This is a genomic window from Aeromonas sp. R10-2, from assembly GCF_040908445.1.
Taxonomy (GTDB): Bacteria; Pseudomonadota; Gammaproteobacteria; order Enterobacterales; family Aeromonadaceae; genus Aeromonas; species Aeromonas veronii.
This window is the reverse complement of record NZ_JBFODS010000098.1, coordinates 61551-88303: the sequence shown is the minus strand read 5'-3', so window position 1 is coordinate 88303 and position 26753 is coordinate 61551. Positions and strand designations below refer to the sequence as shown.

General features: G+C 56.5%; 26 protein-coding genes. 11 read left to right on the top strand and 15 right to left on the bottom strand.

The window, feature by feature from the left end; translation table 11 throughout:
• Positions 1-57 precede the first annotated feature (57 nt).
• A complete protein-coding gene (arcA, locus tag AB5Y97_RS19325) occupies positions 58-1278 on the bottom strand; it encodes an arginine deiminase (RefSeq protein WP_005339718.1) in 1221 nt (406 codons plus the stop codon).
• 747 nt (positions 1279-2025) lie between these two features.
• On the opposite strand from arcA, the gene AB5Y97_RS19320 reads away from it, so the two are divergent.
• From AB5Y97_RS19320 to AB5Y97_RS19310, 3 genes are all read left to right on the top strand, one after another.
• On the top strand, positions 2026-2202 hold the full coding sequence (locus AB5Y97_RS19320) for a hypothetical protein (protein WP_005339717.1): 177 nt from the start codon (positions 2026-2028) through the stop codon (positions 2200-2202).
• A 97-nt stretch (positions 2203-2299) separates the two neighbouring features.
• The gene (locus AB5Y97_RS19315) at positions 2300-2947 is read left to right on the top strand and encodes an AAA family ATPase (RefSeq protein ID WP_005339716.1); all 648 of its coding nucleotides are present in this window, start codon (positions 2300-2302) and stop codon (positions 2945-2947) included.
• Between the two features lies 1 nt (position 2948).
• The gene (locus AB5Y97_RS19310) at positions 2949-3317 is read left to right on the top strand and encodes a hypothetical protein (RefSeq protein ID WP_005339715.1); all 369 of its coding nucleotides are present in this window, start codon (positions 2949-2951) and stop codon (positions 3315-3317) included.
• Between the two features lie 738 nt (positions 3318-4055).
• Here the strand turns inward: AB5Y97_RS19310 and hemN are convergent.
• The 4 genes from hemN to AB5Y97_RS19290 all read right to left on the bottom strand — a co-directional run bounded on the left by hemN (position 4056) and on the right by AB5Y97_RS19290 (position 7954).
• Positions 4056-5429, bottom strand: coding sequence for an oxygen-independent coproporphyrinogen III oxidase (gene hemN, locus AB5Y97_RS19305; RefSeq protein ID WP_101530321.1), 1374 nt, complete (start codon positions 5427-5429; stop codon positions 4056-4058).
• A gap of 31 nt (positions 5430-5460) precedes the next feature.
• A complete protein-coding gene (locus AB5Y97_RS19300; RefSeq protein WP_101530322.1) occupies positions 5461-5901 on the bottom strand; it encodes a DUF2489 domain-containing protein in 441 nt (146 codons plus the stop codon).
• An 11-nt stretch (positions 5902-5912) separates the two neighbouring features.
• Positions 5913-6500, bottom strand: coding sequence for a Der GTPase-activating protein YihI (gene yihI / locus AB5Y97_RS19295; protein ID WP_101530323.1), 588 nt, complete (start codon positions 6498-6500; stop codon positions 5913-5915).
• Positions 6501-7336: 836 nt separating this feature from the next.
• Complete coding sequence (locus AB5Y97_RS19290; RefSeq protein ID WP_005339710.1) at positions 7337-7954, bottom strand: cytochrome c; 618 nt, start codon at positions 7952-7954, stop codon at positions 7337-7339.
• 142 nt (positions 7955-8096) lie between these two features.
• On the opposite strand from AB5Y97_RS19290, the gene yihA reads away from it, so the two are divergent.
• A complete protein-coding gene (gene yihA / locus AB5Y97_RS19285) occupies positions 8097-8753 on the top strand; it encodes a ribosome biogenesis GTP-binding protein YihA/YsxC (protein ID WP_026034975.1) in 657 nt (218 codons plus the stop codon).
• 776 nt (positions 8754-9529) lie between these two features.
• Here the strand turns inward: yihA and AB5Y97_RS19280 are convergent.
• The 9 genes from AB5Y97_RS19280 to AB5Y97_RS19240 all read right to left on the bottom strand — a co-directional run bounded on the left by AB5Y97_RS19280 (position 9530) and on the right by AB5Y97_RS19240 (position 16294).
• Positions 9530-9790, bottom strand: a complete 261-nt coding sequence (locus AB5Y97_RS19280) for a DUF1488 domain-containing protein (protein ID WP_019445781.1) — start codon at positions 9788-9790, stop codon at positions 9530-9532.
• Positions 9787-10608 carry a shikimate dehydrogenase gene (gene aroE, locus AB5Y97_RS19275; protein ID WP_335837358.1) on the bottom strand — a complete coding sequence of 274 codons (822 nt, stop codon included), beginning with the start codon at positions 10606-10608 and terminating at the stop codon, positions 9787-9789. The genes AB5Y97_RS19280 and aroE overlap by 4 nt, the downstream gene beginning before the upstream one ends.
• Positions 10609-10711: 103 nt before the next feature.
• Positions 10712-11620: an oxygen-dependent coproporphyrinogen oxidase gene (gene hemF / locus AB5Y97_RS19270; RefSeq protein WP_368158796.1), complete on the bottom strand. Its 909-nt coding sequence runs from the start codon at positions 11618-11620 to the stop codon at positions 10712-10714.
• A 112-nt stretch (positions 11621-11732) separates the two neighbouring features.
• The gene (locus AB5Y97_RS19265) at positions 11733-12293 is read right to left on the bottom strand and encodes a Sua5/YciO/YrdC/YwlC family protein (RefSeq protein WP_005356244.1); all 561 of its coding nucleotides are present in this window, start codon (positions 12291-12293) and stop codon (positions 11733-11735) included.
• Positions 12294-12428: 135 nt separating this feature from the next.
• On the bottom strand, positions 12429-12932 hold the full coding sequence (gene purE, locus AB5Y97_RS19260; RefSeq protein WP_005339704.1) for a 5-(carboxyamino)imidazole ribonucleotide mutase: 504 nt from the start codon (positions 12930-12932) through the stop codon (positions 12429-12431).
• Positions 12933-13006: 74 nt separating this feature from the next.
• The gene (locus AB5Y97_RS19255) at positions 13007-13564 is read right to left on the bottom strand and encodes a type I DNA topoisomerase (protein WP_236269049.1); all 558 of its coding nucleotides are present in this window, start codon (positions 13562-13564) and stop codon (positions 13007-13009) included.
• Positions 13565-13619: 55 nt separating this feature from the next.
• Complete coding sequence (locus AB5Y97_RS19250; RefSeq protein WP_005339699.1) at positions 13620-14093, bottom strand: DUF494 family protein; 474 nt, start codon at positions 14091-14093, stop codon at positions 13620-13622.
• A complete protein-coding gene (gene dprA, locus AB5Y97_RS19245) occupies positions 14086-15201 on the bottom strand; it encodes a DNA-processing protein DprA (RefSeq protein WP_368158793.1) in 1116 nt (371 codons plus the stop codon). The genes AB5Y97_RS19250 and dprA overlap by 8 nt, the downstream gene beginning before the upstream one ends.
• 1 nt (position 15202) lies before the next feature.
• Positions 15203-16294 (bottom strand): LysM peptidoglycan-binding domain-containing protein, encoded by a 1092-nt coding sequence (locus AB5Y97_RS19240; RefSeq protein ID WP_274160748.1) that lies wholly within the window; start codon positions 16292-16294, stop codon positions 15203-15205.
• A gap of 108 nt (positions 16295-16402) precedes the next feature.
• On the opposite strand from AB5Y97_RS19240, the gene def reads away from it, so the two are divergent.
• From def to AB5Y97_RS19215, 5 genes are all read left to right on the top strand, one after another.
• Positions 16403-16915, top strand: coding sequence for a peptide deformylase (def, locus tag AB5Y97_RS19235; protein ID WP_005357510.1), 513 nt, complete (start codon positions 16403-16405; stop codon positions 16913-16915).
• 12 nt (positions 16916-16927) lie between these two features.
• Positions 16928-17872: a methionyl-tRNA formyltransferase gene (gene fmt, locus AB5Y97_RS19230; RefSeq protein WP_201947328.1), complete on the top strand. Its 945-nt coding sequence runs from the start codon at positions 16928-16930 to the stop codon at positions 17870-17872.
• Between the two features lie 60 nt (positions 17873-17932).
• The gene (rsmB, locus tag AB5Y97_RS19225; protein ID WP_201947326.1) at positions 17933-19225 is read left to right on the top strand and encodes a 16S rRNA (cytosine(967)-C(5))-methyltransferase RsmB; all 1293 of its coding nucleotides are present in this window, start codon (positions 17933-17935) and stop codon (positions 19223-19225) included.
• An 87-nt stretch (positions 19226-19312) separates the two neighbouring features.
• Positions 19313-20689: a Trk system potassium transporter TrkA gene (trkA, locus tag AB5Y97_RS19220; RefSeq protein WP_005339689.1), complete on the top strand. Its 1377-nt coding sequence runs from the start codon at positions 19313-19315 to the stop codon at positions 20687-20689.
• A gap of 96 nt (positions 20690-20785) precedes the next feature.
• Complete coding sequence (locus AB5Y97_RS19215) at positions 20786-22228, top strand: TrkH family potassium uptake protein (protein ID WP_201947322.1); 1443 nt, start codon at positions 20786-20788, stop codon at positions 22226-22228.
• A gap of 241 nt (positions 22229-22469) precedes the next feature.
• On the opposite strand, the gene typA is transcribed toward AB5Y97_RS19215, so the two are convergent.
• The gene (gene typA / locus AB5Y97_RS19210; protein ID WP_201947321.1) at positions 22470-24281 is read right to left on the bottom strand and encodes a translational GTPase TypA; all 1812 of its coding nucleotides are present in this window, start codon (positions 24279-24281) and stop codon (positions 22470-22472) included.
• A 351-nt stretch (positions 24282-24632) separates the two neighbouring features.
• Here typA and glnA point away from each other — a divergent pair, with 351 nt between their 5' ends.
• Both glnA and AB5Y97_RS19200 read left to right on the top strand, forming a co-directional pair.
• Positions 24633-26042, top strand: coding sequence for a glutamate--ammonia ligase (gene glnA, locus AB5Y97_RS19205; RefSeq protein ID WP_005339672.1), 1410 nt, complete (start codon positions 24633-24635; stop codon positions 26040-26042).
• A gap of 115 nt (positions 26043-26157) precedes the next feature.
• Entirely contained in the window at positions 26158-26736 is a 579-nt protein-coding gene (locus AB5Y97_RS19200; protein ID WP_069527009.1) for a DUF4124 domain-containing protein, read from the top strand.
• Positions 26737-26753: the final 17 nt, after the last annotated feature.

The following is a 26753-nucleotide window of genomic DNA, read 5'->3' as shown; positions in this document are numbered from 1 at the left end:
TTAATCTCGAGTTTGGTTCTGTGTGGCGCCAGCTTCTGCCAGCGCCACGCCGTCTCATCAGATGCTGTCGCGTTCCATCGGGCAGCTCATGCAGCGGGCACCGCCGCGGCCACGGCCCAGTTCATCACCCGGGATGGAGAGAACTGTGATACCGGCCTTGTCGTATTTCTCATTGGTGTAGGTATTGCGCTCGTAACCCACCACCACGCCGGGACGTACGGTCAGTACGTTGTTGGCGTCGTTCCACTGCTCGCGTTCGGCTTCGAAGCTGTCACCACCAGTGGTGATAATCTTCAGCTGATCCACGCCCAGCGCTTTCTCGATAGCGGTGACGAAGTAACCCTCTTCCTTGATGTTCATGCCGGTGGCGCCGCCCGGAGTCAGGCTCCAGCACTGCACATCCTTGCGGATCACTTCCGGATAGACGGAGAAGGTGTCGATATCCATGTGGGTCATGACGGTATCCAGGTGCATGCAACTGCGGTGTTTCGGCAGCTCCATGGCGATGACCTGTTTGGCCTGACCATGTTTGAACAGGCTGCGAGCCAGGTGCTCGACACCTTGCGGGGTGGTGCGCTCGGACATGCCGATCAGCACGGCGCCGCGGCCGATAACCAGTACGTCGCCACCCTCGATGGTGGAGTTGTCGTAGTCGCGCTCCTCGTCACCGAAGTACTTGATGAAGTCCTGACCGGCAAACATCGGGTGCCAGCGGTAGATAGCCTTCACATGGTTGGTCTCGCGGCGACGAGCCGGCTTGGCCATCGGGTTGATGGAGACGCCACCGTAAACCCAGCAGGAGGTGTCACGAGTGAAGAGGTGGTTGGGCAGCGGCTCGATGATGAAATCGGTCGGAGCGTGCATGCCCACTACCATGTTGACGCCGCTGTAGGGCATCTCGGAGTAAGTCAGGCCGCCGGAGAGAATGCGGGCCAGTTCGCGGTGCGGCATGTCAGCCAGGAAGCAGCGCACGTCGTTGGCAAAAGAAGAGCCGAGGCGATAGTCGGAGACCTGATGTTGCAGCAGCCAGGTTTTGGCTTCCGGCACATCCAGGGTTTCCGCCAGCAGATTGGTCAGCAGGAAAACTTCGACATTCTGATCGCGCAGTACCTGAGCGAATTTGTCGTGCTCCTGACCGGCGCGTTCAACTGACAGGACGTCATCGAACAGCAGATCCTGGCAGTTGGAAGGAGTCAGACGCTTCAGACTGAGGTTGGGGCGGTGCAACATGACACGGCGCAATTGGCCAACTTCAGAACCTACATAAAATTTGCTCATGATTATATTCCGTCTAGCAGTGGTCCCTGCGAGTGATTGAATAGATTCCTTCTATTCATGCTCGTGGCTAAGGCGGGATATTCTTTATGTAGGGTAATCGGCTTGTGTTCTATCCTGCCCTTGCCTTTCGAGACCGAGGTTAGCCCTGCGAATCACGACAAACTTAGACATTGATCACATTCACTCAGAACTGAATATATTCACCATCCAATCTATGACCCCGGTAGCAAATTGCGCATTTTCCACACAAAGCACACCGAATAACCATGCAAAACCACCCTGCTATATTTCAGATTGATTCATTTTTTATTCATGCCACTTCACTGGAGTGATTAAATGCAAATAACAAAAACCGTTAAAAATCATTACTGTAAATAACTTTAAAAATAGAATTTGAATATTACTCCCTAGGTATTGAATACATCGCCGTGACGGGAGGAACGCGGGAGAAATAAATACTCACATCTACCACATTCACTGCATAAATCTTTTCTTGTTCCAGATCATGGCATTGATGCCAACCCCATCAGGCTCGGCCTTATAAGTCATCACCTCTTTGTGCAGTTCAACTTAATATGCACAAAGTCCGCATCAAGGTGGGCAGCCATCCTCGTCGGTCACCACAACGCCTTTTGATACTTTTTTCATTAATTGAATTTATTCGTCTCACCTTGCGCTGGCGCCAACCTCGACTTAACTCAGAAAGTGATCCAGATCACACAGGAATGGCACTACCAAGGAGTTGTTATGAAAATGAAACCCATGCTCTTGCTCGCGACTTTGCTGCTCTCTGCGCTCCCCACCCTCAGCCAGGCTGAAGGAGCCCCTGCCATGCCCATGGTGGTATGCCATGTCGACAAGGCCCCCCAGATGCTGGTGCCTGACTATGTCTGCCGCTGGCAGGGAGGCAGCGTTCATTACTAGTCGAAACAACGAGAGGAGCATCACTCCTCTCGCCTTGTGATGAGACAGGCCCCTCCTATACTGAAATCAGCGGTTTTCTCATGGATAGGGGAACGTCATGATCTTGTTGGTCGGTGGAGAGAAGGGGGGGAGTGGCAAGAGCTGCCTGGCACAAAATCTGGCGGTCTACCTCAGATCCCAATTTCAGGGGGAGGTGTTACTGGTCGACTGCGACCCGCAGCGCACCACCTCTGACTGGATTCAGGAACGCAACGACAACCCGGAGCTACCACAAATCAACTGCGTGCAGCTCTATGGCAATATTCGCAACGACCTGCTCAGCCTGAAAAACCGCTACGACTACGTCATCGTCGATTGCGGCGGGCAAGACAACCGGGCGCTGCGCTCCACCATGGCTGTCGCCACCCACGCCCTTATCCCCTTGCGCCCGAAACGCCGCGACCTCAAGACCCTGCCCCACATGGAAGATCTCATCACCACCTGCAAGATGGTCAACCCGACCCTCAATGCAGCAGTAGTGCTGACCCAGTGCCCCGCCCTGCCCAATCAGGTAAAACGCATTCTGGAAGCGAAAGAGGTTTGCTCCTCGTTCGGTGTCGACGTCCTGAACGCCATCACCTATGGCCGCAACGTCTATGACGACAGCGAAGAGAAGGGACTGTCGGTGATGGAGATCGAGCCGGATGGCAAATCCGCCGAAGAGATCCGGGCCATCGCCAAAGAGTTCCTGCAAGTGGGGGTGTGAGATGGGTCTGGCCGATCTGAAGAAAAAGCACCAGTTGCATCACCAGAAGAAGTTCACCGTCGACGAATTTATCGAAGATGCGGAGTTCTACGCCAAGGGCAAACCCAAGGTGGTCAGCCTTGAACTGGGCCTGCATCGTGACGAGGCGTTGTCGGCGCTGGCCTTTATCGAGAGTGGCGAGCACCTGAAGCCCAGCTACAAAAAGGCTACCTTCTCCATGAGCACAGTGGCCATCGACGAGCTGGGTAATCTGACCCAGCAAGATGGCATGAACAAGTCCCTGTTGCTGCGCCTCTTTACCCACTACTTCTCCTCGCTGACTCCTGAGGAGCGCCAGACCATCTATGAGCGACTCAATCAGCGCTCATAATTTCTCCATTCAGCCGCTCTTTGTGTGCCTCGCCAACTCACCCCTAATGACCATCATCAGACTGCAACATCTGTTTCTGAAGCAACCAAAACGCGCTGTAAGAGATCTGCCATTCCATATGTAAGCTAACAGCCGAAAAGATCCCCGAGATAATCGGAAGATAAGATCTTAAAACATGAATATGAGTAACTTAACTTGCTGTTTATAAATGAATAAATCGAAACTCACCACTTTCGAAATAGCTAATAACAAAAACGTTTTCCAATCTGGCGTTGTAGCCGGTTAGAAAATCCTTATAGTTACTCATGCACGGACGCAATGAAGTCGGTCAGGAAGACTGGCTGCCAGGGTTGGGCAAATGGACTCACCACAGGATGTGGTAAAGGACACCTCCCGGGACGGAGAAAGTGCGACGGGACAGGATGACTCGTCAGGCCAAGATGGCTAAAGGACACCCCAAAGGATTGGGAAGGGGAAACCTAAAGGAAGAGGTAAACAGTCAGGGATTGCAGGGAGCAACTTCGTTCAAGGATCTGAGCGATACGACTACCGGGGGCGACGCAAGTCGCCCCCATCTTTTTATCTGCGTTTCACCGCAACCATTGCTTGATTCCCAATTGCTTGCCTCAGCGCAGAGACTTCTTACCAGAACCTTCGCGACCCGCTGCCTAAGCAAAAATACATATGAAAAGGGTGCCACGATGGCGCCCTTTTCTGTTTTCTAATCGGCAAACAAGCTTATATCACGCGAGAGAACTGCTGCTGGCGTGCCTTGTTGCGCAGGTACACGTCGAAACACATGCAGATATTGCGGATCAGCAGCTGCCCGGTGGAGGAGACCTCCAGGCCATCCTCCGTCATACGCACCAATCCATCGTTGATGAAGGTCTGCAGCAGCTTGAGATCGTCGGCAAAATACTCTCTGAAATTGAGCCCGTGCGCCTGTTCGACAGCAGCAAAGTTCAGACGGAAATCACAGATGAGCCGCTTGATCACCTCACGGCGGATCAGATCATCCTGATTGAGCGAACAGCCTTTCCACTGGGCATGACCCAGCTCTGCAACCTGTGCGTAATAGGCCTTGAGCTCTTTCTGGTTCTGGGAATAGGCATCACCGATCATGCTGATGGAGGAAACCCCCAGCCCCAGCAGATCGCAATCACCTTGAGTGGTATAGCCCTGGAAGTTGCGGTGCAGCTTGCCCTCGCGCTGCGCGACCGCCAGTTCGTCATCGGGTTTGGCAAAATGGTCCATGCCGATGAACTGGTAACCCTGACCGGTGAGGAAGGCGATGGTGTCCTGCAGCATGGCCAGTTTCTCCTGCGGCGCAGGCATATCCACCTCTTTCAACTTGCGCTGGGCGGCAAAGCGGCTCGGCAGATGGGCATAGTTGAAGATGGAGAGGCGCGCCGGATCCGTCTTGAGCACCTCTTCCAACGTATGGTGGAAGCTGGCACGATCCTGATGCGGCAGGCCATAGATAAGGTCGAGGTTGGTCGAGCGGAAGCCAAGTTCACGGGCTCGTTCCAACATGGCTTTAATAAAGTCGTTGTCCTGCTCGCGGTTGACCGCGACCTGTACATCCTTGTTGAAGTCCTGCACCCCAAGGCTGATGCGGTTGAAGCCGACGTCTCGCAGCACATCCAGCATGGTAATGGCAATCTCGCGCGGATCGACCTCGATGCTGAATTCCCCCTCTTCGGCGAAATGGAAGTGCTCACGCAGCATGGCCATCAGACGGCGCGTTTGCGCTTCATCCAGATAGGTGGGTGTTCCGCCCCCCCAGTGCAGCTGGGTGACCATACGGTGCTTGAAGAGCGGGGCTTGCGCCTTGATCTCCTGCTCCAGGTGGTCGAGATACTCGTCAGCCTTGTGCTGATGACGGGTAATGACCTTGTTGCAGCCGCAGTAGTAGCAGAGTTTGTGACAGAAAGGGATATGCACGTAGAGCGACAGATTGCGCTCGGGATACTGGCCGGCAGCGCGGACAAAATCCGGATAGCCGAAGCTCTCGTTGAACTCCAGCGCAGTGGGATAAGAGGTGTATCGCGGGCCACTGTAGTTATATTTTTCGATCAGGGCCTGATCCCACACAATCTGTTCTGCTTGCACGCTCGCTTCCTCTCTTGTTGTTATTGTTGGCTCACCGACCTAACTGAAAATCCTTCAGCTGGGCCACATCCTTGAGGATCTGGGCCTCCAGCTCGGCCTCGTAGCCGCTGCGTTCGAGATCCATCTTCATCACTTCATTGCGCTTGAGGGCACGTCTGGCCTCATGAGTCGGCATATCTTTCACCTTCTCATACAACCCGTACAGACCCGGGAACTCGGCAACAAACGCCCGCCCCCCCTTGACCTGCAACGCATCCAGCAGATTGGTCAGCCGAATGGCGCCTTCGGAGTAATCGCACTGCCCCTCCTGCACCGCATGAGCAATGACCCGCACGCTCTCCAGAATTCGTTCATTGCGAGCGGTAATCGTCTGCCACTGCATCGCTTGCTGTCGTCTCAGTCTGGCCAGCAGCATGCCTGCATAGATGGCCAACCCTGACAAAATCAGGCCGCCCAACAGGGCGGCCAGCATCCATCCACTCATCACTTTTTCTTCGGCTCAGGCTTGGGTTCCGGCTTGAAATCGACCTGGTTGAAACGATCCCACAACTCCTCTTCGGAGGCCGGTTTCTGCTCGTCGAACTCGGCATCATCGCCATCATCAAACGGCAGATCGTCATCTTCATCATCGTCATTGTCGATGATGCCCAGCTCATCCATCAGCTCCTGATAACGGTCGACGCGCTGATCAACCCAGGCCTGCTCGGCCGCTTCCAGGGTTTCACCGGCATCCAGACGATCCAGCAGATCATTCAAGCGGTCATCGTTTTCGATAGAAGCCAGCTCCTGCTCGGGGGTCATCACCAGCTTCTTCTCTTTCACCGCCTTGGGTGCTGCCGGCTTCTTCTGTTTGTCATCCACCACCAGAACTACCGGCTTGCGGGAACCGATACGCGGATCTTTAGACTGGCTGTTGCCAGACTTGTTCTTCGGCTGTTCAACTTGCTGACGAGAACCAGCCTTCAGGCCCTTTCGCTTGGCAGCCCGTTTACGCTCACGGCCTTCCTGAGCACTGACATCAGATTCTTTGCGCTTGCCAGTAGGCTTGCGAGTGGGTTGTTTGGCAGACATGAATGGCTAACTCCGAAAATAACTGGTTTGACCCGTACCCGGGATGATCTCACCCGGTGGGATACGATGCGAGGAACAGTAAGGCTGGAACAAGAGCAGGATCCCGCACCAATCAGGCCCAATCAGGCCACTGAACACCGCAGGATCGGTATCCTCTGGGCATGTTGCTGGTATTTTGACACAGAATGGCTAATCGGGTTAATGACCCAAAAGAAAAAAGGCAGCCGAAGCTGCCTTGATATGTTCATGCGTGCGCCATCCTGAATGGCAAAACAGTCTGTTTCGTCCTCTCCATGACAACTTGTCGCCGCATCATATCGTTGTGTAGTCATCCTGACCTTATATTGGTCGTTCCTGAATGTGCGTGTGCTTGTTTGACCCGTCTCGACCGCATCCTGCCATCGTGCCGGGGAGTCTGCATCCCGCAACCCCATCCCGCTCCGGAGATGGTCACCATCCTGATCCTTCAATCCTTTGCCAGCTCATCCGAGCCCATGGCATCCCGCCACGCCAGCCATCCTCTGCTCACAACCCCCTTTCGTGAAACCGCCACCCAATCCGTGGGTGAATCCATTAAGCCTACTGTACCAACTCTATAAAGCGGCTCAATCCACTCAAAACATTCTCAACATGTCGAAAAATATCAATACTTATATAATTCATTGATAAATAATGATTATTTAATATTTTATGCAATTTTATGAGCCTTGGCCTGCCTTGAGAATGGGAGATCTCTTACAGAACGGGGGGATTAAACCGAGAATTATCTGAAAGCCATAAAAATAACGGGGAGCCCAGGCTCCCCGTTTCAACTAAAATCGACCGTATCGACTATATCAGTGCAGACCCGCCACATATTTGGAGAGGGCTTCGATATCCTGATCAGTCAGTTTCTTGGCAACGTCCCGCATCATGCCATTCGGATCGTTGTCACGCGTCCCGGCACGGAATGCGGTGAGCTGAGCCTTGATATAGGCAGGATGCTGGCCGGACAGGTTGGGATACTTCGCCTGTTCGACACCAGAGCCACGGGGACCATGGCAAGCCGTACAAGCTGCCAGACCGCGACTCATGTCACCACCCATATAGAGTGCCTTGCCCGCTTCGACCACGTCGTCAGGGACAGCGATAGGGGTAACCTTCAGGCTGGAGAAATAAGCCGCCAGGTCATCCATGTCCTGTTCCGACAAAGGTAACGCCATCGGCCCCATCACTGGCGCAACCCGGCCAATTTGACCAGAAGCGGCAGCCTTCAGTTCAACTAACTGTTTTTTGATATATGATGCGTGCTGACCAGCAATTTTGGGGTACATATCAACCAGGCTGTTTCCGTCCGGTCCATGACAAGCCGCACAAACGGCAGCCTTGGTCTGTCCCGCAGCGGCATCGCCCTTGGCTTGTGCCATCCCCGTTACGCCAACCATCAGAGCAAGAGTAATGACTAGGTTCTTCATGGCGTTCCAACTTTTCGTTATTAGGCTTCCAGATCCCATGCCGCTGAAGGCATGTTAAAATAAACGCGTTTAAGCGACGCTATTTTACACCATTTTACAAAAAAGTAACTCTATAACCCTCTATCTCCATGGGGAATTTACGTTGGATACACAAACTCTGAATTTCAATAAGGTGCATTTTGTGACCAGCGCACCCGACATCCGTCACCTGCCAAATGATGGGGGTGTCGAGATCGCGTTTGCCGGCCGTTCCAACGCCGGTAAGTCATCTGCATTGAATACCTTAACCAAACACAAGAACCTGGCGCGCACCAGTAAGACACCCGGTCGTACCCAGCTGATCAACCTGTTTGAGCTGGAACCGGGCAAGCGTCTGGTCGACTTGCCGGGTTATGGTTATGCGCAAGTTCCGCTGGAAATGAAGCTCAAGTGGCAAAAGTCACTGGCAGAGTATCTGCAGCGCCGTGAGTCATTGAAAGGTCTGGTGATCCTGATGGACATCCGCCACCCGCTCAAAGATACCGACATGAACATGCTGGAGTGGAGCTCGCATCGTCAGTTGCCCGTCATGCTGCTGCTGACCAAGGCTGACAAACTGAGCCCCGGCCCGCGCAACAACCAGGTGATCAAGGTGCGCCAGGCCGTTGCCAACCTCGGTTCCCAGATCCAGGTCGAAGCGTTCTCCTCCCTCACCAATATCGGTGTGGAGAAGCTGGCGCAAACCCTGACCGAATGGTACGTCAGTGGTGACGATACCGACCTGCTGGACGCTGACGAACAGCAACCTGCCGAGGAGTAATCTACTCCTCGCTCTCCTTGCAATTGGCGGAGCACTCCTCCGCTGATTGAAAGGGTTTCAGATTGCCGCTTTCACCTGCCTCACGACAAACACCCCGCATTCGCCTCCCCTGCTATATCCATTACCGCTTACAGTTCATATAGATAGGCAGTTAATTCACAAAAATAATTAACTTAAGTAGGCGTTGATAGCGTTTTCAAATTCGTTCTTTCAAAACGAACAAGAATTACAAAAAGAGACAAAAATGAAATTTAATTACAAGTTCTAACCGAAAGGGATAAAAATGAGGCCGGACGACAGTGATGCCATCCAGCCTGAAATAATAAGTTCAAAAAATTGGGAAGAAGCTGAATCTTGAGTACCAGACGACAGGTATTCCTCAAGAAGCAGCCTCATTCTATCAAATGCATCGCCAATTTAAAGCATTTACTCTAAATGATGCGCATAAAAAAACACCCCGACGAGAACCTCATCGGGGCAGCTATTCAGCCACATTCAATTACGTGAAATAAAAGGTCTGAAAGATAGAACATCTTACCTCTGTACCCTACGCAGACAACTGTACAGCAAAGCAGCAGAAAGTGAAAGTAATTTATGTAATTTAGTTTCACAACTTGCGGATTAAGAAAAAACCTTTTACTTTCATGCAGATAAAAAAATCCCCAGTACGAATACCGGGGAGTTATAAAGGTGACTAGCTAGCACTTCCTCAACTATCTAGTTAGTCAGCGCCATTTCAAAGTAGTTCCGCTACAAAACAAAAAAACTTTGAAAAATCAGAGATAGATAGCGCCATCTTCAGCAAACTCTTGTTCTTCAATGAGTTTTTCAGCCATGTCTTCAATATCAAAACGTACACTTTCGAAGGCTCTGACGATGTCATCCTCTCTCGTCAGCGCCAGACCTGTCATTCTCTCCAGCCGCCGCTGGCTGATGTAACAATCTATCAGCGCCCCCATCTGCTGGGCAGGAAAACGCACCCGCTGTTCGTCAGCCTGCCACTCCATCAGATCGGGAAACAGAATACCCTGGTTCATATCACCCCCAAGTTACGCTTCAACTCTCTCAATACCTGTTTAGTCCCGGGACGAATTCCGCGCCACACGGTAAACGCTTCGGCGGCCTGTTCCACCAGCATGCCAAGTCCATCCATGGTTTGACGGGCCCCATGCTGTTTGGCCCAACTGATAAAGGCCGTATCCGAGGCGCCATACATCATGTCGTAGATGGCAATATCAGTGTGGATCAGGGCGGGAGTCAACGGCGGCAGCTCCCCTTGCAGGCTGGCGGAGGTAGAGTTGATGACGAGATCGAATGGCCCTGCCAACTGCTCATAGGTCTGGGCAGTCACAGACCCCAGATCGCAGAATTCGGCAGCCAACTGTTGCGCTTTTGTGTGGGTGCGGTTGGCGATCACCAGCTCGCTCGGCAACTCAGCCAGCAGCGGCGCCAATGCACCACGAGCCGCGCCACCGGCACCCAGCAGCAGGATCCGACTATCCGCCAGCGTCACACCATGGGACTTGAGATCGGCGACCAATCCAGCGCCATCGGTATTATCCCCCAGCAACACGCCATCATCGGTCAGCTTGATGGTATTGACCGCACCCGCCCGCTTGGCCCTCGGGCTCAAGCGATCGACCAAAGTGAATGCTTGCTCCTTGAAGGGAACGGTGACATTGCACCCCTTGCCCCCTTGGGCAAAGAAAGCACGCAGAGTTTGGGCAAACTCGTCGACGGCGGGTTCAGCCAGCCCATACTCCAGCTCTTGCTGGGTTTGTCTGGCAAACAGGGTGTGAATAAAGGGGGACTTGCTGTGGCGCACCGGGTGGCCAAAAACCAGATAACGATCCATCAAAGAGTTCCATCAGAGGGCAATATTCCGATTTAACGGGTTTTCGCACTCGGGAACAAGCCGAATATCGGCCAGCAAAAAGGGGCCATCAAGGCCCCTCGGGTCACAGCCACTCTCGCGGCGTGAGATAGTCGGTGTAGAGCAAGGCTTCAGGAGTGCCCGCCTCCGGCTGCCAGTCATACTCCCAACGTGCCAGCGGTGGCATCGACATCAGGATCGACTCGGTACGTCCGCCGGTCTGCAGCCCGAACAGGGTGCCACGGTCATACACCAGATTGAACTCCACATAACGACCGCGACGATAGAGCTGGAACTCCCGCTCCCGCTCGCCATAGGGCAGAGCCTTGCGTCGCTCGATGATCGGCAGGTAGGCATCGAGATAACCCCGACCTACCGCCTGCATAAAGGCAAAGCAGTCGGCAAAAGGCCAGCGATTCAGATCGTCGAAGAAGAGACCGCCCACCCCTCGCGTCTCGTTGCGGTGCTTGAGGAAGAAGTAGCGATCGCACCAGGATTTGAACTCGGGGTAGATCTCATCACCAAAGGGCTGGCAGAGATCACGGGAGACCTGATGCCAGTGCTGCACATCCTCGGCAAACGGATAGAAGGGCGTCAAATCGAAACCACCGCCAAACCACCAAATGGGCTCTTCGCCTTCCTTCTCGGCGATGAAGAAACGGACGTTGGCGTGGCTGGTCGGCACATAGGGGTTGTGCGGATGGATCACCAGCGACACGCCCATCGCCTCGAACTTGCGACCGGCCAACTCTGGCCGATGGGCTGTAGCAGAGGCAGGCATGGTATCGCCATAGACATGGGAGAAGTTGACGCCCCCCTGCTCGATCACCGCGCCGTGGCGCAGCACACGGGTGCGACCACCGCCACCGCCTTCACGGCTCCATGCATCTTCCACAAAGTGTCCACTGCCATCGGCCTGCTCCAGACCACGGCAGATCTCGTCCTGCAACTGCAACAGGAAGGCCTTGACCTGGGCCACATCCGGTTTGCTCATCTTGTCTCCAGTCAGGCAGGATCGTGAACGCCCTGTCCATTTTTATAGTTAAATCAATCCGGTGAGCTCACCACTCAGCAGATTGATAGCAAATCATGACGTATCCGCCTGCTCAGGAGGGGCGAATAATGGCGCCGGTTCGGGCGTCCTTGATCTCGGAGGGGTTAGCTTGACCACCCACTTCACCGGGCAGGATATAGGCCAACTTGCTTGCCAGCCGCTCACCAATATCGGCCACCCGACGGGCAGGCTCCTCACCGGTCAGGTTGGCGCTGGTAGAGACCAGCGGCTTGCCAAAGGCACGGCACAACGCCTGCACCTGAGGATGAGCCGTCACGCGCACCGCCAGGGTCTCGAACTGCCCGGTCAGCCAGGCCGGCGTCGTTGCACGGGCAGGCATGATCCAGGTAAAGGGGCCGGGCCAGCTTGCTTCAACCCGAGCCAGTTGTTCACCGCTAAGTTGGCTCAGATCGATGTAATCCTGCAATTGCTCTACGTCGGCAGCAATCAGGATCAACCCCTTCTCAACCGGACGCTGTTTGATGGCCAGCAGTCGCTGCACCGCCACTTCGGAGTCGGGATCACAACCCAGACCAAACACGGCCTCAGTCGCATAGGCAATCACCCCTTCCTGCTGGAGGGCGGCAACTGCCTGTTCAAATTCATTTGGCATAGGAAAAATGCGGCAGCCTGGCTGCCGCCTCGTCACTTAGTAGCAAGTTGAATCCGTATGGCGGCGACCATGGCAAAGTGACGTGTTGCTGTTGCACAGGAAAAATACGACACATCCGGATCGCCACCTATTCACTTACTTGAGTTGAGCCTGCAGGGCGGCATCCTTGGCCATCACCTCTTCGGCATTCTTCTGGCGTTCGGCCCGAACCTTGGCCGCCAGTTCATCATCGGCTACTGCCAGCATCTGGGCTGCCAGATAACCTGCGTTCTTGGCACCGGCTTTGCCGATCGCCACGGTCGCTACCGGTACACCACCCGGCATCTGCACGGTGGAGAGCAGCGCATCCAGCCCCTTGAGCGGACCACCGTCGATGGGCACCCCGATCACGGGACGAGTCGTGATGCCGGCTACGGCACCCGCCAGATGCGCCGCCAGACCGGCAGCACAGATAAAGACCTTGCAGCCACGGGCCTCGGCATCGGTCACATACTGATGGGTCGCAGCCGGCGTGCGGTGCGCGGAGGTGACTTTGACTTCCACAGCGATATCAAATGACTTGAGCACCTCGAGGGTAGTCTGCATCACGGGGAAATCAGAATCAGAGCCCATCAATACGGCAACAAAGGGTTTATTCATGGTGGGAATTTCCTTACTCCAAGTGGGGGGTTGAAGTTCACCGAAAACGTTTCAATCCGGTTGCGGCTGCGGGATTATACCTGCTCACTTTGGTGGCCGCATTTCTTTTGCGGACAGACCCAACGCAGAGTTCCCCTCACTTTTTTCTCTACCATGATGCCCCAACCACACGCGGGACAAGGCATGGGGATCGGCTTGTCGTTCACCACATATTTGCAGTGTGGATAGCCATCACAGGAGTAAAACTGCTTGCCGTAGCGGGAGGTCCGGCTCACCAGATGACCCTTGCCGCACTCGGGGCAGAGGATCTGGGTATCGTCACTCTCCTGCAGGGATTCGATGTGCTGACAGGCCGGATACTGGGTACAACCGACAAACAGACCATAACGCCCCTTCTTGATCGCCAGCGGCTTTCCGCAATCGGGACAGGCAGAGCCTTCGAGCACCTTTTCGATGTCGCGGCCGGATGGCGTCAGGGAGCGAATGTAATCACAGGCAGGATAGGCAGAACAGCCGAGAAAGGGGCCATGTTTGCCCTGGCGGATCACCAGCTCGGCCCCGCACTGCGGGCACGGCTCGCGCTCGAAGGCATGTTCGTGGGCTGAAAAGAGGTGATGATCGATTTTTGACATGGGCCGCGCCTTGAAATCCAGATGGCCTGAATTCTACCAGCGCGGCACCAGACTGTCAGTGAATGACGCCGTCTGACTCATCAAACACCAGCTCTTCCATCTGCTGGTAGGCATTTTCACTGCCCGGTACGTTGAACAGCACCATCATGACGACCCACTTCAGGTCATCCAGCTCGATATCCGGCTTGTCCAGCTCGAGCAGGCGCTCGATACAGATCTCGCGGGTTTCGGCATTCAGCACCTGGGCCTGTTCCAGAAAGAGCAGGAAGCCGCGGCACTCGGTACTGAGGCGTGCCAGCTCTTGCGGAGCATAGATACGCATCGAGCCTTGCGCGCTGGCGGTGACATAGACCTCCCGCTCGCTATCGTGCAGATTGGCCAGCCGCTCCAGCCAGTCGAGCGCCTTGTCGATCTCTTCTTTATCGAAACCGGCCCGGCTCAACTCGTCGGTGAGCTCATCCTGCTCGACCATCACATCTGCATCGCTGTGGATGTAGGTCTCGAAAAGGTACATCAATACATCAAACATGATTCGCCCTCCTCGCTCTGACGTATCCACCGGCTACCGCCATCACTGCACCGGCCAGCTCCAGCTCTACCAACCTGCCCAATACCACTTCGACAGGAAGCTGGGCCCGCTCGGCAACGGTATCCACGCTCGTGGTCTCATAATCTACGTTATCCAACAAATCGGCATAAGGCAATTCGCTATTATGCGGTTGCTCAGATGGTATGACCGACGGATCTGGCCGTGCGACCCACTCTGGCAGCTCTTCCACTATATCGGCCGCACTCAGCACAAGTTTGGCCCCCTGCTGAATTAATCTGTTGCACCCTATCGCCTGGGCGTTTTGCGGAGCGCCGGGCACTGCAAACACTTCGCGCCCCTGTTCAAGCGCATAGCGAGCGGTGATCAGCGAACCGCTCTGCTCGGTCGCCTCCACCACCAGAGTTCCCAGCGACAGACCACTGATAATACGGTTGCGACGAGGAAAATGTTCAGCCAGCGGTCCTTTATCCGGCGCCAGCTCGGAGATAAGCAAGCCACCTTTCTCCAGAATCTGGCCTGCCAGCCCCTGATGGCGTTTGGGGTAGAGGCAATCCAGCCCGGACCCCAACACGGCAAGGGTGATACCGTCACAAGCCAGCGCCTGCTGATGGCAAACACCATCGATACCAAGAGCAAGGCCCGAAGTGATGGCTAACCCGCATCCAACCAGCTCGCTACAGAGGCGGGACGCATTATCTTTGCCTGCATAGGTAGGATGGCGTGTCCCCACCATTGCCAGCTGGGGTAGCGACAGCGCAGCAAGATCGCCACGACAGTAGAGCAACAGGGGTGCCGCAGGAATTTCCCGCAACAAGGGTGGATAAATCGGGTGATCTTGCGGAATAAGGTGATTGTCAGGCAAAGCGGCCCAAGCCAGGCTCTGCTCAACCACCGGCGAGGGCCAGCGCAGTTGTTTGATCTGCTCTGACGACAACCCCATACCATGCAGTTGCGCTTCATCGCTCTGAAACAGGGCCTCAATACTTCCCCCAGCCCGTTCCAACAGACGTGCAGCGGTCACCGGACCAATACCGGTGACCGCATCGAGAGTTAGCCAGAGCGCCAGACGCGCGTCGGGGTAGTTCACGTCAGAAGTGAGTGACCTGATAGCCCGCACTCACCATGTCGTTACTCTGCATGATGAGACCGTAACTCAGCTTGTCATACACCTTGAACAACATGACACGGGCAATCGCTTCAGAGGGCAATGGTGCCTTCTTGTTGCTGCTGTAAAACACCCGGTTAAAAACCGACGAGAGCTCCTTGTACTGTACATCGCCATTCTTGGTTACCAGAGCAGCACCGGGCCGTCTGACATCCAGTACATCCCCGGCGACCAGTTGATCGCGGCCACCCCGGTTGATCAGCACCACATCAAACTTGCCACCGCCCCGGGTCTTGTTCGGCAAATCGATGATATAGCCCGGCGTGATGGCAGGTGCCGCTTTCGGTGTGAAGACGGCGGGCATGTTTTCCTGAGCCGGCAGCGGCATCACCTTGTCGCCCTGCAGCACTTCGCGCTGGTTATGAGTCAGAGTCACCTCAGTCCGATCGCCATCAAGACGCGCCACGGCCCGCACCACACCGGCAAAGATCGCCTCCTGGCCCAGCAGTTCACCGGTTTCGCGATCCTTGTAGACCACTCCGGGGTGATAAATGCCATAAACCTGCCCCGGCGTCAGGGAGCCCTGCACATAGAGGGTGTCCCCCTCCAGCATGCCGATATGCTTCTGATCCGACCCCAGCAGATAGGGCAAGGTTTTCTGCTGCTGGCTGTCTGCCAGAATATGGTCAGTTTGCAGGAAGGGGCCTATCTCGCTGATAGGCAGGGTCGGAATGGGGTTGGCTTTGTTCTCGTAACGGGTTTTCGGGCCGAGATGGATAACTTGCTTGCCCCCCTGCATCGCCTTGCCGAGCCGGGGTTCACCATTGACCCAGCTCAGATGCAGTACATCACCGGGGTAGATCCAGTGAGGATTGGCAATCTGCGGATTGATGTTCCAGAGACGGGGCCAGAGCCAGGGTTCGGAAAGATACTTGCCGGAGATATCCCACAGGGTGTCGCCTTTTTGCACTACATAACTTTCGGGGTAACCCGCTTTCAGCCTGAGCTGATCGGCCAATGCTGCCTGACTCACGGTCACCAGCAGGCAGGCGAGGATGGTTTGCTTCAGATACATAACACTCCCTGTTACCTCTGTACGCAAAGTGTTGCTGTTTTTTGTCGGCGTAAATGACTAGAATTACGCCAATATTGACTGCATTTATACGAAACTAAAGAAAAAACTATGGCCATTCTAGATGTATTGCGTTTTCCCGATGAGCGCCTGCGCACCGTTGCAGCCCCTGTCGAGACCTTTACACCCGAGTTACAACAGATTGTAGATGATATGTTCGAAACCATGTACGCGGAGGAAGGCATTGGCCTGGCCGCGACTCAGGTCGACATTCACCAGCGCATCATAGTGATCGATGTCTCTGAAAACCGTGAAGATCCTCTGGTATTGATCAATCCGGAGGTCATCGAGCAGTGCGGCAGCACCGGCATTGAAGAGGGTTGCCTCTCCGTGCCCGGCAGCCGTGCTCTGGTGCCTCGCGCTGAACAGATCAAAATCCGCGCCCTGGATCGCAACGGCAAGCCATTCGAGCTGGAAGCCGACGATCTGCTCGCCATTTGCATCCAGCATGAGATGGATCATCTGGTCGGCAAGCTGTTTGTGGATTACTTGTCCCCGCTCAAGCGCCAGCGCATTCGCCAGAAGCTGGAAAAGATGGCCCGTGAAGATCGCAAAGTCCTCTGAGGATCTGCCCCATTGAATAAGCTGAAACTGATTTTTGCCGGTACTCCCGACTTCGCCGCCCGTCATCTGGCGGCGTTGTTGTCTTCCGACCACGAGGTCGTTGCCGTTTATACCCAGCCTGACAAGCCCGCTGGCCGTGGCCAGAAGCTCACCGCCAGCCCGGTCAAAGAGCTGGCACTGGCCCACAACCTGCCGGTTTACCAACCTGCCTCTCTGCGCAAGGAAGAGGCGCAAGCCGAGCTTGCTGCACTGGGTGCCGACCTGATGGTGGTGGTTGCCTATGGCCTGATCCTGCCCAAGGTGGTACTCGATACCCCGCGGCTGGGCTGCATCAACGTCCATGGCTCCCTGCTGCCCCGCTGGCGCGGTGCCGCACCGATCCAGCGCTCTATCTGGGCGGGCGATGCCGAAACCGGCGTCACCATCATGCAGATGGATGTGGGACTGGATACCGGCGCCATGATCCGCAAGGTAAGCTGCCCCATCACCGCCGACGAGACCTCCGCCAGCCTCTATGACAAGCTGGCCGAGCTGGGCCCGCAGGCACTGGTCGACACCATCAATGCCATGGCCGCCGGTGAAACCGCTGCCGAAGCGCAAGATGATGCGCTGGCCAACTACGCCGAAAAGCTCTCCAAGGAAGAGGCCCGTATCGACTGGTCGATGGAGGCTGCTGCCATCGAACGCTGCATCCGCTCGTTCAACCCCTGGCCCATCAGCTGGTTTGAAGTGGCTGACCAGACCGTCAAGGTATGGCAAGCCGCCGTCATTGACAGTGACCACGGCCAACCCGCCGGCACCCTGCTCAAGGCCGACAAGCAGGGGATCGATATCGCTACCGGCAAAGGGGTACTGCGCCTGCTGACCCTGCAACCGCCCGGCAAGAAGGCGATGTCCGTTTCGGATCTGCTCAACTCTCGCCGCGACTGGTTTGAACCCGGCACGCAATTGAATTGAACTGGATTGAATTGACACAAGCGGGGCCCAGGCCCCGACTTGCGCATCTAAGGTAACTCTATGAAAACACGTGCACAGGCCGCTCTCGTTATTCAACAGGTGCTGGATCAGGGTCAATCCCTCTCCGCTGTTCTGCCTGCTGCCCAGGAGAAGGTTGCACCTCGCGATCGCGCTCTCCTGCAAGAACTCTGCTACGGCACCCTGCGCTGGCTGCCCCGCCTCGATGCGGCAGTCAACGAGATGATGGACAAGCCGCTCAAAAACAAGAGCCGCATTTTCCACTACCTCATCCTGGTCGGTCTCTATCAGCTCATCTACACCCGCATTCCGGCTCACGCCGCGGTGGCCGAGACCGTCAACGCCGTCAAACTGCTCAAGGGCACCTCCCTGCGTGGCCTCATCAACGGCGTGCTGCGCAACTTCCAGCGCAGCGCCGAAGTCATTCTGCTGCGCATCGACCGCGTTCCCAGCATTCGCCTCGGTCATCCGGAGTGGCTCACCAAGCGCCTGCGTCAGGCCTATCACGATGAGTGGGAATTCATCATGGAGGCGAACAACCAGCGCCCCCCCATGTGGATCCGCAACAACAGCCAGCGCCAGAGCCGCGATGCCATGCTGGCTCGCATGGCCGAAGCCGGCATCAATGCCGTGGCCGGTGAAGAGGGTGAGGATTGCATACTGCTGGAGCGTCCTTGTGATGTGACCAAGCTGCCCGGCTTCGAAGTGGGTGACTGCTCGGTACAGGATGGTGCAGCACAACAGGCTGCCGCCCTGCTCGACCCGCAACCGGGCGAGTGGGTGCTGGATGCCTGCGCAGCCCCCGGCGGCAAGACTGCCCACCTGCTGGAGCGTCAGCCCAGGCTGGCTGGCGTGGTTGCCGTCGATGCCGACGAAAACCGCCTCAAGCGAGTGCAGGAGAACCTGGACCGCATCGGCCTGACGGCCAAGGTGATCCATGGCGATGCTGCGGCGCCGGAACAGTGGTGGCCGGAGGGTCAGTTTGACCGCATCCTGCTGGATGCCCCCTGCTCCGCCACCGGCGTCATTCGTCGCCACCCAGACATCAAGTGGCTGCGCCGGGATCAGGACATTCGCGAGCTGGCCGAGCTGCAACGCCGTATTCTGAGCGCCCTCTGGGGCAAGCTGAAGAGCGGCGGCACCCTGCTCTACGCCACCTGCTCCGTATTGCCAGAAGAGAACCGCGAACAGATCCGCACCTTCCTTGCCGCGACCAAAGATGCCAAATTGGTACCGTTGCACGAACAGGATACCCCGGACTGCCCGGGTCGCCAGTTCCTGCCGGGTGAAGCCGAGATGGATGGCTTCTACTACGCCAAACTGGTCAAGCTCTGAGCCGAGCATGACCAACCTCATTCGGGAGAGCCGCCAGATCCGTTCTGGCGCCCCCCTTTACAGCATCAACGTGAGTAAACGTTCCCTATGAAGATCATCATTTTGGGAGCCGGCCAGGTCGGCGGCACCCTGGCCGAGAACCTGGCCGGGGAGAACAACGACATCACCATCGTCGACACCGACAGCGAACGCCTGCGCGAACTGCAGGACAAGTTTGACCTGCGGGTGGTCAACGGTCATGGCGCCCACCCCAAGGTGCTGCGCGAAGCGGGGGCTCAGGATGCAGACATGCTGGTCGCCGTCACCAACAGTGACGAGACCAACATGATCGCCTGTCAGGTGGCCTACTCCCTGTTCAACACCCCGAACAAGGTCGCGCGGATCCGCTCGCCGGCCTATCTGACCGAGCGGGATCGCCTGTTCCTGCCAGAATCGGTGCCGGTGGATCACCTGATCGCGCCGGAGCAGCTGGTGACCGACTATGTGCGTCGCCTGATCGAATACCCGGGAGCTCTGCAAGTGGTTGATTTTGCAGGTGGCCGCGTCGGTCTGGTGGCGGTCAAGGCCTACTACGGTGGCCCGCTGGTGGGCAATGCTCTCTCCACCCTGCGCGAACACATGCCGAACATCGAGACCCGGGTAGCGGCCATCTTCCGTCAGGGCCGCCCGATCCGTCCGCAAGGCACCACCATCATCGAAGCGGATGACGAGGTCTTCTTCGTCGCCGCCGCGGGCCATATCCGTGCCGTGATGTCTGAACTGCAGCGCCTCGAGAGCCCCTACCGCCGCATCATGATCGTCGGTGGCGGCAACATTGGCGCAGGCCTCGCCCGTCAGCTGGAGAAGCGTTACAGCGTCAAGCTTATCGAGCGCAACCAGAAGCGGGCGGAGCAGCTCTCCGAACTGCTGGAGAACACCATCGTCTTCTGCGGCGATGCGGCGGATCAGGAGCTGCTGGCCGAGGAACACATCGACCAGATCGATGTCTTCATCGCCGTGACCAACGAGGACGAGGCCAACATCATGTCGGCGCTGCTCGCCAAGAAGATGGGCGCCAAGAAGACCATGGTGCTGATCCAGCGCGGCGCCTACGTGGATCTGGTGCAGGGTGGCTCTATCGATATCGCCATCTCGCCGCAGCAGGCCACCATCTCGGCCCTGCTTACCCACGTGCGCCGGGCAGATATCGCCAACGTCTACAGCTTGCGCCGCGGTGCTGCCGAGGCGATCGAGGCGATTGCCCACGGTGACGAGAACACCTCCAAGGTGGTCGGCAAGACGGTAGGCGAGCTCAAGCTGCCGCCGGGCACTACTATCGGTGCCGTGGTGCGCGGGGATGAAGTGCTGATCGCCCACGATCGCACCAAGATCCAGCAGGATGACCATGTCGTCATGTTCCTGGTGGACAAGAAGTACATCCCGGAAGTGGAGCGGCTGTTCCAGCCAAGCCCCTTCTTCCTGTAACGTCTTCATGCGCACAGGCTGTCAAACCAGACCCGGCTCAGCTACCCCAAGGGGATGGTCCGGGTCTTTTGTTAATCAACGACCAGGTTATCGAACATGATCAAGCTGCGTCCCATTATCTTCACCCTCGGGCTGGTGCTCTCCAAGCTGGCGCTCTTCATGTGGCTACCCACCTTGCTGGCACTGCTCACCGGGTCAGAGGGATTTGTCGAGTTTCTCAAGTCCGTGCTGATCACCCACGGCGCCGCCCTGCTCTGCCTCCACTACGGCCGCAAGGCGGAGTTTCATCTGGGGGTGCGGGAGATGTTCCTGCTCACCACCTCGGTCTGGGTGGTTGCCTGCGCCTTCGGCGCCCTGCCGTTTGTTTTCATCACCCACATCAACTTCACCGACGCCTACTTCGAGACTATGTCGGGGGTGACCACCACGGGCTCTACCGTGCTCTCCGGCCTCGACAACATGGCCCACAGCATCCTGTTGTGGCGTTCCATCCTGCAGTGGCTGGGCGGAGTCGGCTTTATCGTGATGGCGGTTGCCGTGCTGCCCTACCTCAACGTCGGCGGCATGAAGCTGTTCCAGACCGAGAGCTCGGACTGGTCGGACAAAAGCGCCCCGCGTGCCAAGACAGTCGCCAACAACATCGTCGTGGTCTATCTGGTGCTCTCCATGCTCTGTTTCATGGCCTACTGGGCCAGCGGCATGAACATGTTCGAGGCGATCAACCACGCCATGACAACTCTCAGTACCGGCGGCTACTCCACCTCCGATCAATCCATGTCCCACTTCTCCAACTCGGCACACTGGATTGGCACCCTGTTCATGTTCCTCGGCGGCCTGCCCTTCCTACTCTATGTGCAAAGCCTCAACCACAGGGACTACAGCCTGTTCAAGGATGCCCAGGTGCGCGGCTTCTTCTGGCTGGTGGTGTGGGTCACCGTCATCATGACCTTCTATCTGTGGGAGAGAGACCTGTTCGGCTTCTGGGATGCCCTGCGCATCAGCTGCTTCAACATCGTCTCGGTGCTCACCACCACCGGCTACGGCCTTGGTGACTTCGGCACCTGGGGGCCGCTCGCCAGCATCGTCTTCATCGTGCTGCTGGCTCTTGGGGCCTGCTCAGGCTCCACTGCGGGCGGCCTCAAGATCTTCCGGATACAGGTGGCGTTTGCCCTGTTCAGAAAGCAGATGCGCCAGCTGATGCACCCTTCTGCCGTCTTCCCCCAGAAGTACAACGGCCGGACGGTCAATGACGCCATCATCCGCTCGATGATCTCCTTCGTACTGGCCTACTTCGCCATCATTCTGGTGATAGCCGCACTGCTGGGCGCCATCGGGCTTGACCCCCTGACAGCCATATCCAGCTCCATCACCGCCGTTGCCAACGTTGGCCCGGGCATGGGCCCAGTGGTCGGCCCCAGCACCAACTTTGCCAGCCTGCCGGAATCGGCCAAATGGCTGTTGTCATTCGGCATGCTGCTGGGACGACTGGAGATCCTGACGGTCGCCGTGCTCTTCTTCCCCTCCTTCTGGCGCCAGTAACCCCTTACTGCAAGCCAGCAAAAAGCCGCAGCGGCCACCCGCTGCGGCTTTCTTATCTCACCCATCCCCACGACCTTCACTCAACGCTCATCAGCCCCATTACCGGATGGCCTGAACGAGCTCATCAGGATGGCCAGAGCGGATCACAGACATAAAAAAACGGACCCAAACCAGAGGTTTGGGTCCGTTTATCAGTGAACCGTCAGCAGCTACGAAGGCTGCCGAGACTCAGCACACGGCATTAACCACGGCCAGAGCGCTTGCGATCCAGCTCGGTCAGCAATTTCTTGCGGATACGGATGTTCTTCGGAGTCACTTCTACCAGTTCGTCGTTATCGATGAACTCGAGTGCCTGTTCCAGAGTCATGCGGATCGGCGGAGTCAGCACTTGAGCTTCGTCGGTACCGGAGGCACGCATGTTGGTCAGCTGCTTGCCTTTCAGGCAGTTAACAGTCAGGTCGTTGGAACGGGAGTGAATACCGATCACCTGGCCTTCGTACACCTCGGTCGCGTGACCGATGAACAGACGACCACGGTCTTGCAGACCGAACAGGGCGTAGGTCAGAGCCTTACCGGTTGCGTTGGAGATCAGCACGCCGTTCTGACGCTCGCCGATGCTGCCACCCTTGTGCGGACCGTAGTGGTCGAAGGTGTGGTAGAGCAGACCAGTACCGGAAGTCATGGTCATGAACTCGGTCTGGAAGCCGATCAGGCCACGGCTCGGGATCATGAAGTCCAGACGGACACGACCCTTGCCATCCGGAGTCATGTTGGTCATTTCGCCCTTACGCAGACCCAGTTGCTCCATCACGGAACCCTGGTGCGCTTCTTCAACGTCCACAGTTACGGTTTCGAACGGTTCTTGCAGAACGCCATCAACGGTACGCAGGATTACTTCCGGACGGGACACAGCCAGTTCGTAACCTTCGCGACGCATGTTTTCGATCAGGATGGAGAGGTGCAGCTCACCACGACCGGATACACGGAACTTGTCCGGATCATCAGTCTCTTCCACGCGCAGGGCCACGTTGTGGACCAGCTCCTGGTTCAGACGCTCCAGAATGTTACGGGAGGTCACGAACTTGCCCTCTTTACCGGCGAACGGTGAGGTGTTGACCTGGAAGGTCATGTTCACGGTCGGCTCGTCAACGGAGAGCGGCGGCAGGGCTTCAACGGCACCGTTATCACAGATGGTGTCGGAGATTTTCAGCTCGCCCAGACCGGTGATAGCGATGATGTCACCCGCTTGCGCGTCGGTAACTTCAGTACGGGACAGACCCAGGTAACCCAACACCTGACCGACTTTACCGTTACGGGTCTTGCCGTCGGCACCAACGATGGTGACTTGCTGGTTGGTCTTGACGCGACCACGGGTGATACGGCCGATACCGATAACGCCCACGTAGGAGTTGTAGTCCAGCTGGGAGATCTGCATCTGGAACGCGCCTTCGGTGTCAGCTTTCGGGGCTTCCACGTTGTCGACGATGGCCTGGAACAGCGGCTCCATGTTCTCGGACTCAACGTCCTGATCCATGGTGGCCCAACCGTTCAGTGCAGAGGCGTAAACAACTTTGAAATCCAGCTGTTCATCAGTCGCGCCCAGGTTGTCGAACAGGTCGAATACCTGATCCATTACCCAGTCAGGACGAGCACCCGGACGGTCAACCTTGTTGATGACCACGATCGGCTTCAGACCCTGAGCGAACGCTTTCTGGGTCACGAAACGGGTTTGCGGCATCGGGCCGTCAACGGCGTCAACCAGCAGCAGCACGGAGTCAACCATGGACAGTACGCGCTCTACTTCACCACCGAAGTCGGCGTGACCCGGGGTATCAACGATGTTGATGCGGTAGTCATTCCAGCGGATCGCAGTGTTCTTGGCGAGAATGGTGATGCCACGTTCCCGTTCCAGATCATTGGAGTCCATGATCCGTTCCTGGCCTTCCGTGGAGCGGTCCAGGGTGCCGGACTGCTGCAGCAGCTTATCAACCAGAGTCGTTTTGCCGTGGTCAACGTGCGCAATAATCGCAATATTGCGTAAATTCTCTAACATTCTCGCCTCAATCACCGGGTAAAATTGGGCGCTAATTGTACTCTTGCCTTTGTGATCTGCCTAGCAGAATTGCAGTACATTCGCGCATAACAACAGATCTGGATCATAGACCTCTCTGACAAACCCTGCTTAGATGGGCGGTGACCGTATTTCGCGCACCATTACAGTGCACCAAAACGATCCACCATCGCACTAAATTGATGCAACGCGAGTCGAGATCGCCTGATTTTGGGGAGCCTCTTCAGCGAGATTGCCCTGAAATCAAGCTGTCACAAACTTGGCACGATACTGGCTTATGTGAATACGACGACGCATTCACCCAGAGAGTTTTAACACCGGAGGTTACTTAGCATGTCAGCCCAGAACGTTTTGGCCCTGATCCAGGAACACGAAGTCAAGTTTGTTGATCTGCGCTTTACCGACACCAAGGGTAAAGAGCAGCATGTATCCATCCCTGCTCACCAGGTTGATGAAGATTTCTTCGAAGACGGCAAGATGTTCGATGGTTCCTCCATCGGCGGCTGGAAGGGCATCAACGAATCCGACATGGTACTGATGCCGGACGCAGCCTCCGCCAAGCTGGACCCGTTCACCGAAGAGACCACCCTGAACATCGTTTGTGACGTGCTGGAGCCTGCCACCATGCAGGGCTACGACCGCGATCCGCGCTCCATCGCCAAACGTGCAGAAGATTTCCTGAAGTCCAGCGGCATCGCTGACACCGTGCTGTTCGGGCCGGAGCCGGAATTTTTCATGTTCGACAACATCACCTTCTCCAACACCATGGGCCACAGCTTCGTGAAAATCGAATCTGAAGAAGCCGCATGGAACTCCGGCACTGCCTATGAACATGGCAACAAGGGTCACCGTCCGTTCGTGAAAGGCGGTTACTTCCCGGTTGCACCGGTCGACTCCTCCCAGGATATCCGCGCCGCCATGTGTCTGGTGCTGGAAGAGATGGGCCAGGTCGTTGAAGCTCACCACCACGAAGTGGCTACTGCCGGTCAGAACGAAATCGCTACCCGCTTCAACACTCTTACGCTGAAAGCTGACGAAGTACAGGTACTGAAGTACGTGATCCACAACGTGGCTCACGCCTACAACAAGACCGTCACCTTCATGCCGAAACCCATGTTCGGTGACAACGGCTCTGGCATGCACTGCCACCAGTCTCTGGCCAAGAACGGCGTCAACCTGTTCGCTGGTGACCTGTACGGCGGACTGTCCGAGATGGCTCTGCACTACATCGGCGGTATCATCAAGCACGCCAAGGCCATCAACGCCTTCGCCAACCCGACCACCAACTCTTACAAGCGTCTGGTTCCGGGTTATGAAGCACCGGTCATGCTGGCCTACTCTGCCCGCAACCGCTCTGCCTCCATCCGTATCCCGGTGGTACCGAGCCCGAAAGCCCGTCGTATCGAAGTGCGCTTCCCGGATCCGGCTGCCAACCCGTACCTGGCCTTTGCTGCCCAGCTGATGGCCGGTCTGGACGGTATCATCAACAAGATCCATCCGGGCGATGCCATGGACAAGAACTTGTACGATTTGCCGCCGGAAGAGGCTGCAGAAGTACCGACCGTTGCCGGTTCTCTGGACGAAGCCCTGGCCGCTCTGGATGCTGACCGCGAGTTCCTGACCCGTGGCGGCGTGTTCAGCGATGACTTCATCAACTCCTATCTGGAACTGAAACAGCAGGATGTTGACCGTGTGCGCATGACCCCGCACCCGCTGGAGTTCGAACTGTACTACTCCGTCTAAGTCTCAGCAGACTGGCCGTTTAAATCTGGTCAGCTTGCTTAATCGTGACAAAACCCGCCATCTGGCGGGTTTTTTCTCTGATAGGATTAAGCAAAATACCGTCAAGGAGAGATGGATGAACAACAAGCATGGCATAGGGGTGCTCGGCCTCCTGTTGCTGACCTCGTTCGGTGCGGACGCGGCCAAGGTCTACTCCTGGGTCGATGGCAATGGCATCACCCACTACTCGGATGCGCCACCACCCGGCAAAAACGCCAAAGAGGTCGATCTGCGGGTCGCCCCGCTGCTGGGCAGCAGCGCGCCCAGATCGGTGCAGGTGGATAACTTCAACAGCCTGACCGGCGCCGATGCCAAGAAAGAGAAAGAGGCGGCCAAGCTGACCATCGAACTGCTCTCCCCGGAACAGGGCAGCACCCTGCGCGACAACACAGGCAACATCGTCTTTCAGGGCACCATCAGCCCCAAACCTCCGACCCAGTATGATGTGCGCCTGACCCTGGATGGCAAAGCCGCCCCCATCGTCAGCAACAGCCTCTCTGTCCGCGTCGAAAACGTCGATCGCGGCGCCCACGAGGCTCAGCTCGAGCTGCTCGCTAAAGACGGTACGATCCTTGCTAAATCCAGTGCAGTCACCTTTTACCTGCATAGAGCGAGCGTGACGCCGGCTCCCAAACCCACCCCCAAAGCCGACTAGGGGTGATATAGCGCACC